Origin of the sequence: Nonomuraea helvata, assembly GCF_039535785.1 — a bacterium.
Taxonomy (GTDB): Bacteria; Actinomycetota; Actinomycetes; order Streptosporangiales; family Streptosporangiaceae; genus Nonomuraea; species Nonomuraea helvata.
The window spans coordinates 1,456,608-1,469,725 of sequence record NZ_BAAAXV010000001.1; the positions used below are offsets into that span (position 1 = coordinate 1,456,608).

Consider the following 13,118-nt stretch of genomic DNA (forward strand, 5'->3'; position numbering starts at 1 on the left):
GGAGGAATATACAAGGCCGTGAGGTCAACCGCTGACCGGGATTTCACGCGACGCGCATAGGAGGCGGCGGGGCGGCGGTGCTCTACTCGAAAGATGACCGAGACCGCGTACACGACCCGGAGCGGAGTCGGCGAGAGCGCGCGGCGGCCCGACGCGACGCTGAAGGTGACCGGGGAGTTCGCCTACGCGTCCGACCTGTGGCTGGAAGGCATGGTGTGGGGCGCGACCCTGCGCAGCCCGCATCCGTCGGCGTGGATCCGCTCGATCGACGTGGGTCCCGCGCTGATGATCCCCGGCGTGCTGACCGTGCTGACGCACGAGGACGTGCCGGGCGCGAAGTTCTACGGGCTGGAGCACAAGGACCAGCCGGTGCTCGCCATCGACCAGGTCCGCTACCAGGGCGAGCCCGTCGCGCTGGTGGCTGCGGACCACCCGGAGACGGCCCGCAGGGCGGCCGCGGCCATCGTGGTCGAGTACGAGGTCCGCGAGGCCGTCACCGACCCCCGCGACTCCAAGGAGATCGTGCGCTACCAGCCGGTGCGCAGGGGGGACACGTTCGAGGCCGAGGTGGTCGTCACCGGCGAGTACGAGGTCGGCATGCAGGACCAGGCGTTCCTCGGCCCCGAGTCCGGCCTGGCGGTCCCGGCCGAGGACGGCGGCGTGGACCTCTACATCGCCACCCAGTGGCTGCATGTGGACCGCGACCAGCTCGCCCCCTGCCTCGGCCTGCCCGCGGAGAAGGTGCGGCTGACGCTGTCGGGCGTCGGCGGCGCGTTCGGGGCCCGCGAGGACCTGTCGATGCAGGCGCACGCCTGCATGCTGGCCCTGCGGCTGAACCGGCCCGTGAAGATCGTGTACGGCCGGGAGGAGTCGTTCTTCGGCCACGTGCACCGCCATCCGGCCCGGATGCGCTACGAGCACGGCGCGACCAGGGACGGCCGGCTGGTCTACGTCAAGGCCGACATCCTGCTGGACGGCGGCGCGTACTGCTCCTCCTCCCCCGCCGTGGTCGGCAACGCCGCCTCGCTCGGCGTCGGCCCGTACGAGGTCGAGAACGTGCGGGTGGACGCCACCGGCGTCTACACCAACAACCCGCCGTGCGGCGCGATGCGCGGATTCGGCGCGGTCCAGGCGTGCTTCGCGTACGAGTCGCAGATGGACCGGCTGGCCGAGGCGTGCGGCCTGTCACCGGTCGAGATCCGGGTGCGCAACGCCGTCTCCCAGGGCTCCCACCTCATCACCGGCCAGGTGATCGACTCGCCCGCCCCGCTCGCGGAGATGCTGGGTGACCTCGAGGCGCTGCCACTACCTGGGCCGCTACCGGGTGAAGTGCCCGTGGACCTGCGGTCGATGCCCGGCGGCGTCTCGCAGACCACGCGCGGCGAGTCGGCGCGGCGCGGCGTGGGCTACGGCGTCGGCATCAAGAACATCTGCTTCTCCGAGGGTTTCGACGACTACTCCACGGCCAGGGTGCGCGCCGAGCTGATCGGCGGCGAGCCCCACGTCACCGTGCACACGGCGGCCGCCGAGGTGGGGCAGGGCCTGGTGACGATCCAGGCCCAGATCGCCCGCACCGAGCTCGGCATCGCGAACGTGACCGTGGCCACCGCCGACACCTCGGTCGGCTCGGCCGGCTCCTCGTCGGCCTCGCGCCAGTCGTACGTGACCGGCGGAGCGGTGAAGGCCGCCTGCGAGGCCGTACGGGCACGGTTCAACGGCCTGTCGCCGGAGGAGGCCCTCGAGAAGTTCGGGCCGATCGAGGAGACGCGCGAGTACCGGCACCGCCCCACGTACCCGATGGACCCGCGCACCGGGCAGGGCGACTCCCACACGCAGCTCGCCCTGTGCGTACACCGGGCCGTCGTGGACGTCGACGTGGAGCTGGGCCTGGTCAAGGTGGTCGAGCTGACGGCCGTCCAGGACGTGGGCCGGATCCTGAACCCGCAGGCCCTGGAGGGTCAGATCCACGGCGGCTCCGCGCAGGGGCTCGGGCTGGCGCTCATGGAGGAGATCCAGGTCCGCGACGGCCGGGTGCTGAACCCGTCCTTCACCGACTACCTCATCCCCACCATCCTTGACATGCCGCCCATGCAGCTGAAAATCCTGGAAAATGCGGACCCGGCGGCGCCGTACGGGCTGCGTGGCGCGGGCGAGCCCCCGACCTTGTCCTCCACCCCCGCCATCGCCGCCGCGGTACGCGCGGCGACCGGGCTGCGGTTGACTCGCGTTCCGATCAGGCCGGAAGATATCGCGTTGTTCAACAGTGGCTCGACCATGGGGGTATCCGATGGCAGACGCGCGTGAAGCGGCCGAGGCAGAGTTCAGGCGGTTCGACACCGACGGCGACGGCCTGCTGACCGCCGCCGAGATCCGCCAGGCCAACGAGGCGCTGGGCGGGCAGGGCGCTTCCGAGAGCGAGATCGAGGCGTTCATCAAGTCCGCCGACAGCGACGGCGACGGGACGATCGCGCTCGAGGAGTTCGTCGGCCTGGTGGGCCACGGGCGCCACGAGCAGGCGTGATCTCGTCCCCTGACGGGTACGAACAGAAAACCTGCATTGGACCGCCGCTACGGCCTTGACCAGGCACGGCAGTAGCGCGGCGCCATGATGAGCAGGTTTTCCATTCGGCAGATCCCGCAGTCCCCCTGATCATCGTGAAGGGGGACGGCGGGTGCTCGATCGATTCTTCGAGCTCACCGGGCGGGGGACCACCGTCGGTCGCGAGGTGCGTGGCGGGCTGACCACGTTCGTGGCCATGGCGTACATCATCCTGCTCAACCCGATCATCCTGGCCGGCGCGACGGACGTCACGGGTGCCCGGCTCTCGATCGCCCAGCTCACGACCTCCACCGCGCTGGCCGCGGCGGTCTCGACCCTGCTGATGGCCTTCATCGGCAACGCCCCGTTCGGCCTTGCCGCCGGGCTCGGGCTCAACGCGGTCGTCGCCTACCAGGCCGCGCCCCACATGACCTGGGCGCAGGCCATGGGCCTGGTGGTGCTGGAGGGCCTCGTCATCATCGTGCTGGCCGTGACAGGGCTGCGCACGCTCATCATGAACGCGATCCCGCTGGCGCTCAAACACGCGATCAGCGTGGGGATCGGGCTGTTCATCGCGCTGATCGGCCTGGTGGACGCCGGGTTCGTGGCGCGGGGCACGGGCACGCCCGTGCAGCTCGGCGCCACGGGCCACCTCGTGGGCTGGCCGGTCACGGTGTTCTCCTTCGGCCTGCTCCTGATGATCGCCCTGTACGTGCGCAGGACCCCGGCCGCGATCCTGATCAGCATCATCGTGACGGCCTGCCTGGCGATCCTGGTCAACTCGCTGGCCCGGGTCCCACGCAGGTCGTGGGGCGTGGTCACGCCGCGCGTGCCGGAGCGGCTGATCTCCGCGCCCGACTTCGGGCTCGCCGGCGCGTTCGACCTCTTCGGCGGCTTCGGCAGGGCCGGGGCGCTGACGGCGACCGTGGTGCTGTTCACGCTGGTGCTGTCGGGGTTCTTCGACGCGATGGGCACGATCATCGGCGTGAGCGACGAGGCGGGGCTCGTCGACGAGCGGGGGCAGGTGCCCCGGCTGGGCCGGATCCTGACCGTGGACGGCGTGGCGGGCATGGTGGGCGGCTCGTTGAGCTCCTCGGCGAACACCGTCTTCGTCGAGTCGGCCGCCGGCGTCGGCGAGGGCGCGCGGACCGGCCTGGCCAGCGTGGTGACCGGGGCGCTGCTGGGGCTGACGCTGCTGTTCACGCCGCTGGCCGCGGTGGTGACCTCCGCCGCCGCGGCGCCCGCGCTGGTGCTGGTGGGCGCGCTGATGATGATGCAGAGCAAGAACGTGCCCTGGGACGACCTGGACCTGGCCGTGCCGGCGTTCCTGACGATCGCGCTGATGCCGTTCACGTACTCGATCACGAACGGGGTGGGCGCGGGCGTGATCGCCTACACCCTGGTCAAGGCGGCCAGGGGGCGCTTCTCCGAGATCCCGTGGCTGCTCTGGATCGTCTCGCTGATCTTCGTGGCCTACTTCGCGATCGACTGGCTGGAGGAGCTGTTCGGCCGCCGTTAGCGGAGGTCGCCGCTGTTGCAGGCCACGCCGTTGTGGTCGACGTCCACGTACCAGGAGTACTCCTCGTGCGTGCCCTTGGTGTAGGGGCCGTCTCCGGCGGCCACGGCCTCCTTGCAGCTCGCGTACCGCTTGTCAGGGGTGCGTCTGGTGCCCGAGGCCCGGTTCGTCGCGGTGGGGTTTGCCCCTACGGGGTTCGTGGCGCCGGGGTTGGTGGTGCCGGTGGCGCCGGGGTTGGTGGTGCCCGTGGTGCCCGGGTTGGTGGTGCCCGTGGTGCCCGGGTTGGTGGTGCCGGGGTTGGTGTTCTGCTGGTTGCCGGTCTGCGGCGGGGTGGTGCCGGACGGCGGGGGAGGCGCTCCCGTGGAGGCGGGGCCGGTCGGCGCCGGGTTCGTCGGGGCGGTGCTCTGGCCGGGCGAGGTGCCCAGCAAGCGGGCCACCAGGGCGTCGGCCTCCTCCTTCTCGAACCCCGCGATGCTCATGCTGTCGCCGTCCATGTACTGGGTGACGATCGGCGCGGCCAGCACGATCTTGGGCGCGTCCGGCTGCACGGGCGCCAGCACGATGGCGACCTGCCGCTGATCGGGCACCAGCTCGTCGATGAGCTGCACCAGGCGCTCCTTGAACTTCGGAGCGATCGCGATGCGCACGGAGTACTGGCCGTCCTTCTCGCGCACGGGCTGGACGGACTGCACCTGGTCCACCGTGACGCCGTCCTCCAGGAGGTAGCAGGTGGTCTGCTGCTCGTCGAGCACGGCCTGCTCGCCGGGGCACGGTGCGGCCTTGGCCTGCCGGACCGGGGCGAAGTGGATGGGCACGGCCAGCTGCTGTGCCCGCACGCCGCCTAAGAGGGGCATGTCGGGATTTCTGGTCATCAGGACGGCTATGGTGCCCAGCACGCCTGCGACCAGCACGACGAGAACGAGCGAGACGATCAACACGATGGTGGTGATTCTGCTGGCTCTCGGCTCCCCCGGGTCCGCGGTCGGCGGCTCTTCCGGCTTGTCCATCGATGACGTTCCCATCCTGACGTTCGGACTGCCGGTGAGCCTATCGAGGTCCGGCGGCACCGGGGTAATCAGCCGAATAATCCGTGAGGTGGAGGAAGAATAGAGGTGTACAAACACCTCACCGAGAAGAGTTCGCTCATGAAGGTCGGTGTTCCGCAAGAGCTCAAGAACAGCGAATATCGGGTGGCGCTCACCCCGGCCGGAGCGCACGAGTTCGTCCGCCACGGCCACCAGGTTTTCGTGGAGCAGGGCGCGGGTCTCGGCTCCTCGATCCCCGACGCCGACTTCGCCGCAGTGGGGGCCGTCATGGTCCCGGACGCCGACGAGGTCTGGGGGGTCAGCGACCTGGTCATGAAGGTGAAGGAGCCGGTGCCGGAGGAGTACCACCGGATGCGCAAGGGGCAGGTGCTGTTCACGTACCTGCATCTGGCCGCCTCCAGATCGTGCACGCAGGCGCTGCTCGACTCGGGCTGCACCGCGATCGCCTACGAGACCGTCCAGACGCCGAATCGTGCGCTGCCGCTGCTCGCGCCCATGTCCGAGGTGGCGGGGCGGCTGGCGCCGCAGGTGGGCGCGTACCACCTGATGCGCTCGCAGGGCGGCAGGGGCGTGCTCATGGGCGGCGTGTCCGGCGTGCGCGCGGCGAACGTCGTGGTCATCGGGGCAGGCGTGTCGGGCATGAACGCCGCCGCCATCGCCCTCGGCATGCAGGCCGAGGTGCTGCTGCTCGACAACAACATCGACAAGCTGCGCCAGGCCGACATGATCTACCAGGGCCACTGCCAGACCGTCGCCTCCAACACGCTGGAGATCGAACGCGCGGTGCTGGAGGCCGACCTGGTCGTCGGCGCGGTCCTGGTGCCCGGCGCCAAGGCGCCCGAGCTGGTGAGCAACGAACTGGTGAGCCGGATGAAGCCGGGCTCTGTGCTGGTGGACATCTCGATCGACCAGGGCGGCTGCTTCGAGGACTCCCGGCCGACCACGCACGCCGAGCCGACGTACCAGGTGCACGACTCGATCTTCTACTGCGTGGCCAACATGCCCGGGGCGGTGCCGCACACCTCGACGTTCGCCCTGACGAACGTGACGCTCCCGTACGCGCTGGCCATCGCCGACCTCGGCTGGCAGCGGGCCCTGAGCGAGGACCCGGCGCTCGCGCTCGGCCTCAACACCCACGAGGGCCGCCTGACCAGCCGCCCGGTGGCCGAGGCGCACGGTCTGGAGTGGACCCGGCCGAACCGCGTCCTCTCCCCCTGACCCGCCCCGGCCCCTCATCAGGACCTCAGGGGGCTACTTCTGGGACTGGCTGGGCGACGCCGACGGCTTGAGGGTCTCCATCGGCGCCTGCTGGTTGCCCTTGGGCTCCGGCGGCAGCGGCGCCTGGTCGGCCGTCGTGGTGATGGCGCCCTCGCCACCGCACGTGGCACCGAGTTCCGGAGTGTCCTTCCCGTTCTGGAACTTCTTGATGAACGCGGGCAGCTTGGGGTCGGCCGGGTCGGTCAGCTTGAGCTGGTGCCCCCACGTCGACACGACCACCGGCGAAGGCAGGCCGGGGTACGGGCTGACCAGCATGTAGTCCTGCTGCCCCGTGGACGTGGCCACGTCCTTCAACTTGTCGACCTGCGCCTTGGGCAGGTCGGGCCGGTAGGTGATCCACACCGCGCCGTGCTCGAGCGAGTGCACCGCGTGTTCGTTGTGGATGGGCTTGTCGTAGATCGCGCATTGCTGCCAGTAGTTGTTGTGCTGGCCACCGACCGGCGGCGTCTCCTTGTACGTGACCGCGGTCCACACGTGCTGCCCGGCCTCGTACTTGTAGTTCGTCACGGCGTCCAGCGAGGTCTCGCGGGCCTGCTTGATCAGGTAGAAGCCCACTACGCCGACGAGCAGCACGATGATCAGGCCACCGGTGCCCCACATGAGCAGCGCGGCGCGGCGTTGTTTGCGCTTCTGCTCGGCCCGCATCTTTGCCAGATGCTCGCGCCGCGCCTGCGCTTTCTCCTTCGTCAACGTTCCTCCATCGGCGTACCAACTCCGGTCACCCTATTGCCTTCCGGGGTATGCGGAGAATAAGAGCGTTATAAGCGTCCGATCACGACGCCTTCCCCCTATGGGTACGCTGGACGAGCCATGGAAAAACCCGCGAGTAAAACCATCCTGATCGTCTGCGGCGTGCTCGTCCTCGCCGTGGCCGCCTTCCTGTTGTTCGGCCGCGGCGGCACGCCCGGCGACACCTCGCCCGAGGCCGGGTTCGCCCGCGACATGGCCACGCATCACGCGCAGGCCGTCGACATGGCGTTCGTCATCAGGGACAAGGGTCCGGCCAAGGAGATCAGCAGCCTGGCCTTCGACATCATCAACACCCAGTCCAACCAGCGTGGCATGTTCCTGGGCTGGTTGCAGCAGTGGGGGCTGACACAGGCGACCGACCAGAAGCCGATGGCCTGGATGAGCGGCCACGGTCATGGCGGCACCGCGACGGCCGCCAATGGGGCCACGCCCGGCGTCATGCCCGGCATGGCCACGCCGCAGCAGCTGACCCAGCTCAAGCAGGCGCAGGGCCGGCAGGCCGAGGTGCTCTTCCTGCAGCTGATGATCCGCCATCACGAGGGCGGCGTGCAGATGGCCGAGGGGCTGCTCAAGCTGTCCACCCGCCCCGAGGTGGTCGGCATGGCGCAGAAGATCATCCAGGGGCAGAGCGGGGAGATCAAGTTCATGACGGAGCTGCTCAAGCTGCGCGGCGCGCAGCCGTACCCGTCGATACTCAAGCCCCAGTAGACCGGCGATGGACGCGGACGCGATCGTGGTGGGGTCCGGGCCCAACGGGCTCGTCGCCGCCGTCACGCTCGCCCGCACCGGGCGCAGGGTACTGCTGCTGGAGGCGGCCGACCGGTTCGGCGGCGGGCTGCGCTCCGCGGAGCTGACGCTGCCCGGGCGGGTGCACGATGTGTGCGCGACCGTGATGGCGATGGCGCTGGCGTCTCCCGCGTTCCGATCTCTAGAGCTCAAGGGCGTGGAGTTCGCGCATCCTCCTGTGGCCGTGGCCCATCCCCTCGACGACCGCCCCGCCGTGCTCGTGCACCGCGACGCCCGGCGCACCGCCGAGGGGCTCGGGCGGGACGCGCGGGCCTGGCTGGCGACCGTCGGCGCCGCGGCCCGGGCGGGGTTCCCGCTGGTGGAGCTGCTGCTCAAGCCGCTGGGACCGTGGACGGCCGGGCCGCGGACCCTCGTGGAGGCGGCCAGGTTCGGGCCGGCGGCGGCGCTGCCCGCCACGACGTTCGCCCGGCGCGCGTTCAGGACCGTGGAGGGGCGGGCGCTGATCGCGGGCATGGCCGCGCACTCGGTGCGCGACCTGCGCGCGCCGATCACGGCCGGGTACGGGCTGATGCTGGCGACCCTGGCCCACCTGGTGGGCTGGCCGCTGGTGCGGGGCGGGTCGCAGGTGCTGGCCGACGCGCTGGTGGCCGAGCTCAGGTCGCTGGGCGGGGAGGCCGTCACCGGCCACCGTGTGCGCCGCCTCGCCGAGCTGTCCGCGCCGACGGTGGTGCTGGACGTCTCGCCCCGTCAGCTTCTCACGATGGCGGACCTTCCGGCGGGCTACCGCAGGCGGCTGTCACGCTTCAGGTACGGTCCCGGCGTCTTCAAGATGGACTGGGCCCTGGACGGGCCGGTGCCGTGGCGGGATCCCGCGGTGGCGGACGCGGGCACGGTGCACCTCGGCGGGACGCTGGAGGAGATCGCGCTGAGCGAGGCGGAGATGGCCGCGGGCCGGCACTCACCCAGGCCGTACGTGCTGGCGGTCCAGCCGTACGCGGCGGATCCGACGCGGGGCGGGCATACGCTGTGGGCCTACTGCCATGTGCCCAACGGCTCGTCCGTGGACATGACGGACGCCATCGAGACCCAGATCGAACGGTACGCGCCGGGCTTCCGTGACCGGGTGCTGGCCCGGCACGCGATGGGCCCCGCCGAGCTGGAGGCCGCCAACCCCAACCTGGTCGGCGGCGACATCACCGGTGGCCTAACCAGCCTCGTCCAGTTCCTCCGCCGCCCCGTCTGGTCGCCCGCCCCTTGGCGCACCCCGCTGCCGGGGGTGTTCCTCTGCTCGGCCTCCACTCCCCCTGGCCCCTCGGTGCACGGGATGGGCGGCTGGCAGGCGGCCCGCCTCGCCCTCCGCGCCTCGTCCCCCAAGCGCTGACGCGCCGTACTTCGGCCGAATGTCGCTGGGCTGGGCGGAGGCGGGTGGGCTCAGGGGTGGGTGGAGCGCATCTCCTCGGCGAGGGCCGCGGCGAACGCGTCCACGTCCGCCTCCGTCGTGTCGAACGCGCACATCCACCGCACCTCCCCCGTGGCCTCGTTCCACGTGTAGAAGCGGAACCGCTTCGCCAGCCGCTCGGTCACGTCCCGGGGCAGCACCGCGAAGACGGCGTTCGCCTCCACCGGCCGGGACAGCGAGACCCCGGGGATGCCGCTCACCGCGTCGGCCAGCCGCCGCCCCATGGCGTTGGCCCGCCGCGCGTTGCGCAGCCACAGGTCCCCCGACAGCAGCGCCTCGAACTGCGCCGACACGAACCGCATCTTCGACGACAGCTGCATGAACGTCTTGCGGATGTAGTCGATCCCGTTGGCCGCCGAGGGGTTGAGGACGACGACCGCCTCGCCGTACAGCAGCCCGATCTTGGTGCCGCCGAACGAGAGCACGTCCACTCCCACATCCGTGGTGAGGGCACGCAGCGGCACGTCCAGGGCGGCGGCGGCGTTGGTGAGGCGGGAGCCGTCGAGGTGGACGAGGAGCCCCAGGTCGTGGGCGTGCGAGCAGATCGCGGCGAGCTCGTCGGCGGTGTAGAGGGTGCCCAGCTCGGTGGTGTTGGAGACGGACACCACGCGCGGCTGCGCCCGGTGCACGTCGCCGAACCCCCACGCCTGCCGGTCGATCAGCTCCGGAGTGAGCTTGCCGTCGGGCGTCGGCACGGTGAGCAGCTTGATGCCGCCCGCCACCTCGGGCGCGCCGCCCTCGTCGGTGTTGATGTGGGCGCTCTCCGCGCAGATGACCGCCTCCCAGTGGGAGGTCATCGAGCGGAGCGACACGACGTTCGCGGCCGTGCCGTTGAAGACCGGCCAGGCCTCCGCCTGCTCGCCGAAGTGCTTCTTGAAGACGCCCTGCATCGCCTCGGTGTAGACGTCCTCGCCGTAGGCGATCTGGTGGCCGCCGTTGGCGGCGGCGATCGCCTGGAGGATCTCGGGGTGCACCCCGGCGTAGTTGTCGCTGGCGAACGCCTTGAGCCGGGGGTCGTGCCGGGGAGTCACGCAGTCAGGTCCAATCGGGTGCCGTTGATCTCGGCGGCGGGGCGGTCGTAGAGGCCGCCGATCGCCGCCGCGAGGTCGTGTACGTCGGTGAAGCCGGAGAACTTCCCCTCCGGCTTGGCGGCCCGCATGGCGTCGTTCACCAGGGCCTTGACGACCAGGATGACCGCCGCGCCGCCGGTGCCGGACAGGGCGTCGGCCAGCGAGAGCGTCCACGCCTCCGCCGCCGCCTTGGCCGCCGCGTAGACGGCGCCGCCGGCGGAGGGCCGCTCGGCCGCCTTGGCGGAGACGATCACGAAGCGGCCGTTGTCGCTCCGCCGCAGCAGCGGCTCGAAGGCCAGCGACACGTGCTGGAGCGTGCGGATCAGCAGGTCGTGCAGGGCGTCCCAGTCGTCGAGGCTGGTCTCGGCGAACGAGCCGGACCCGCGCCACCCGCCGACGAGGTGCACCACGCCGTCCACGCGGCCGTGCTCGCGCTCGATGCGGTCCGCCAGGTCCTGTACGGCGGCGCGGTCGAGCAGGTCGACGTCCTCCTTGTCGACCCCGATCACAGTGTCACCGTTTTTCTGGAAATATCCGCAAACGGCCTCACCGGTCGGCCCGCCGGCCCCGGTAACCAGAATGATCATGCGCGCAGTCCCTTAGTCGATTCGACCACATCCGTCAGCTTACGGCGCAGTGCCTCGTAGAACATGCTCAGCGGGAACTCGTCCGGCAGCACCGCGTCCACCTTGGCCTTCTGCTCCTCCGGCAGCGCCTCGACCCCCTTGGCCCAGGTGGAGCCGGGGTGCGCCGCCACGTACGAGCTCACCAGCTCGTAAGCCGCCAGCCAGTGCGCCAGCTTGGACCGGTCGATGCTGTCGCGGTACAGCTTCTCCACCTCGCCGCGCAGATCGGCGACGCCGTCCGCGACCCGCTCCCAGTCGATCGTGAGCCGGTTGTCCGTCCACCGCACGATGTCGTTGCGGTGCAGGTAGGCGAAGAGCAGCTGCCCGCCGAGGCCGTCGTAGTTCCGCACCCGCTCCCCGGTGATCGGGAACCTGAACAGCCGGTCGAACAGGATCGCGATCTGCACGTACCGCGCGTGCGGCACCCCGCGCTCCTCCAGCTTGACCGCCTCGCCGAACGCGGTCAGGTCGCAGCGCAGCTCCTCCAGCGAGTACAGCCAGTACGGCATCCGCTGCTTGATCATGAACGGGTCGAACGGCAGGTCACCGTGGCTGTGGGTGCGGTCGTGGACCAGGTCCCACAGCACGAACGTGTCCTGCGCGAGCCGCTGCGAGGCCAGCAGCCTGGCGGCGTCCGGCGGCAGGTCCAGCTTGAGCGTGTCGGCGGCCGCCTGCGACACCCGCCGGAACCTGGCGGCCTCGCGGTCGGCGAAGATCCCGCCCCAGGTGAAGCGGGCCGGGGCCTGCCGCACCGCGACCGTCTCGGGGAACAGCACGGCGGAGTGGGTGTCGTAGCCCGAGGTGAAGTCCTCGAACGCGATCGGCACGAACAGCGGGTTGTCGTAGCCGCCCGCCTCGAGCTCGGCCAGCCAGTCCGGCCAGATCGTCCGGATCCAGACGGCTTCGAGGTTGCGGTCGGGGTTGCCGTTCTGGGTGTACATGGGGAACACCACGACGTGCTCCAGGCCGTCCTCGCGCTGGGTGTCGGGGTGGAAGAGGTCGAGCGAGTCGAGGAAGTCGGGGACTCCGAGGTCCTGCGCGGCCCACTTCGCCAGGTCGGCCTGGACGGCCCGGAGGTACGCGGCGTCATGGGGGAAATATGGTGATATTTCGCCCACCCCCGCCTCGATCTCGGCCACCAGCGCCTTGGCCCGCTCCTTCTCCTCCGGCACGGAGCCGTCCTTGACCTGGAGCGGCCTCAGCTCCTCGACGGCCGCCTTGAGCCGGGCGAACAGGGCCGCCTTGGCCTCGTCGCGGCCCTCCGAGGCGCCTCCGGCGTCCGGGACGCGGGCGGCCCAGGTGACCACGTTGCCCCAGAGGCGGCGGTGGTCGTAGTCCTCGATGGAGTCGTCACCGAACAGGTCGGAGTCGGCGAACGCGACCACGCGCCCCAGCCCGTACCGGACGGCGACGGCCAGCGGCGCGCCCGCCGGGTCGGCAGTCGGCGAAGAGGCGAACAGCACCTCGGACTCGCCCTTGGTCGTGAGGACGCCGGTGCGGTAGAAGCAGGCCGAGCGGACCCCGGCGAGCAGGCCGGAGGTGGTGGCGGGCTCGGCGAGCACCCAGGTGGCCACGCCCCGGTGCGCGTGCTTCGGGTCGCGCACGGTCGCGTGCTCCACGCCCACCCCGAAGCGGGCGAGCAGTTCGCGCAGGTTGTTGCCGTACTTGTCCTGCTCCTCCTCGGCCAGCACCACCAGGCCGCCGCCCCCGGCCACGAAGGACTGGATCGCGTCCAGCTCGGCGTCGGTGAAGACGGGGCTGCCCTGGCCGATGGTGCGCTCCCAGCGCTCCCCCGACGGGTGCGCGATCACCAGGACGTCCTGCTCCGCCAGGACCTCGGACGTCAGCTCGCCCGACGTGCGGGCGGCGACCACGTGCCCCAGGTGCCGCAGCAGCCCGGCCGCGCGCGCGTAGCTGTTGTCATCGGGATGGGCGGGGTTGATGGCCTCCGCCACCTCGCGGCGAACGGTCCACGACTCGCTGTGGGCCTCGTCGAACAGCACCCGAGGGAACGCTTGCATGAAAATCTCCTGTATCTACCGCCTTACGCAGAAAAATATACACATAGACCGCGAGTGCCCCGCAAT

At 70.8% G+C, this 13,118-nt stretch carries 11 protein-coding genes; 6 read left to right on the forward strand and 5 right to left on the reverse strand.

Annotated features, from left to right (window positions below; all coding sequences use genetic code 11):
• The first annotated feature begins 93 nt into the window (after positions 1-93).
• The 3 genes from ABD830_RS06655 to ABD830_RS06665 all read left to right on the forward strand — a co-directional run bounded on the left by ABD830_RS06655 (position 94) and on the right by ABD830_RS06665 (position 4,058).
• Positions 94-2,304, forward strand: a complete 2,211-nt coding sequence (locus ABD830_RS06655) for a molybdopterin cofactor-binding domain-containing protein (RefSeq protein ID WP_344985519.1) — start codon at positions 94-96, stop codon at positions 2,302-2,304.
• The gene (locus ABD830_RS06660; protein WP_344985520.1) at positions 2,288-2,521 is read left to right on the forward strand and encodes an EF-hand domain-containing protein; all 234 of its coding nucleotides are present in this window, start codon (positions 2,288-2,290) and stop codon (positions 2,519-2,521) included. Before ABD830_RS06655 ends, ABD830_RS06660 begins: the two co-directional genes overlap by 17 nt.
• Positions 2,522-2,672: 151 nt before the next feature.
• Positions 2,673-4,058, forward strand: coding sequence for an NCS2 family permease (locus tag ABD830_RS06665; RefSeq protein WP_344985521.1), 1,386 nt, complete (start codon positions 2,673-2,675; stop codon positions 4,056-4,058).
• On the opposite strand, the gene ABD830_RS06670 is transcribed toward ABD830_RS06665, so the two are convergent.
• Positions 4,055-5,062 carry an excalibur calcium-binding domain-containing protein gene (locus tag ABD830_RS06670; RefSeq protein WP_344985522.1) on the reverse strand — a complete coding sequence of 336 codons (1,008 nt, stop codon included), beginning with the start codon at positions 5,060-5,062 and terminating at the stop codon, positions 4,055-4,057. The two genes, ABD830_RS06665 and ABD830_RS06670, sit on opposite strands and share 4 nt — an antisense overlap.
• Before the next feature lie 138 nt (positions 5,063-5,200).
• Between ABD830_RS06670 and ald the strand changes: the two genes are divergently transcribed.
• Positions 5,201-6,319: an alanine dehydrogenase gene (gene ald, locus ABD830_RS06675; protein WP_344985524.1), complete on the forward strand. Its 1,119-nt coding sequence runs from the start codon at positions 5,201-5,203 to the stop codon at positions 6,317-6,319.
• A 33-nt stretch (positions 6,320-6,352) separates the two neighbouring features.
• Here ald and ABD830_RS06680 read toward each other — a convergent pair whose 3' ends face one another.
• Positions 6,353-7,069, reverse strand: coding sequence for a thioredoxin-like domain-containing protein (locus ABD830_RS06680; RefSeq protein WP_344985526.1), 717 nt, complete (start codon positions 7,067-7,069; stop codon positions 6,353-6,355).
• 120 nt (positions 7,070-7,189) lie between these two features.
• On the opposite strand from ABD830_RS06680, the gene ABD830_RS06685 reads away from it, so the two are divergent.
• Together ABD830_RS06685 and ABD830_RS06690 are read left to right on the forward strand one after the other, a co-directional pair.
• Positions 7,190-7,837: a DUF305 domain-containing protein gene (locus tag ABD830_RS06685; RefSeq protein WP_344985527.1), complete on the forward strand. Its 648-nt coding sequence runs from the start codon at positions 7,190-7,192 to the stop codon at positions 7,835-7,837.
• Between the two features lie 7 nt (positions 7,838-7,844).
• Positions 7,845-9,257, forward strand: coding sequence for a phytoene desaturase family protein (locus ABD830_RS06690; protein ID WP_344985528.1), 1,413 nt, complete (start codon positions 7,845-7,847; stop codon positions 9,255-9,257).
• A 50-nt stretch (positions 9,258-9,307) separates the two neighbouring features.
• Here the strand turns inward: ABD830_RS06690 and ABD830_RS06695 are convergent, their stop codons facing one another.
• The 3 genes from ABD830_RS06695 to ABD830_RS06705 are packed head-to-tail and all read right to left on the reverse strand — an operon-like array spanning position 9,308 to position 13,052.
• Complete coding sequence (locus tag ABD830_RS06695) at positions 9,308-10,366, reverse strand: threonine aldolase family protein (protein ID WP_344985529.1); 1,059 nt, start codon at positions 10,364-10,366, stop codon at positions 9,308-9,310.
• A complete protein-coding gene (locus ABD830_RS06700; protein ID WP_344985530.1) occupies positions 10,363-10,992 on the reverse strand; it encodes an SDR family NAD(P)-dependent oxidoreductase in 630 nt (209 codons plus the stop codon). Before ABD830_RS06700 ends, ABD830_RS06695 begins: the two co-directional genes overlap by 4 nt.
• Entirely contained in the window at positions 10,989-13,052 is a 2,064-nt protein-coding gene (locus tag ABD830_RS06705; RefSeq protein ID WP_344985532.1) for a DUF6421 family protein, read from the reverse strand. Before ABD830_RS06705 ends, ABD830_RS06700 begins: the two co-directional genes overlap by 4 nt.
• Between the last annotated feature and the right edge of the window lie 66 nt (positions 13,053-13,118).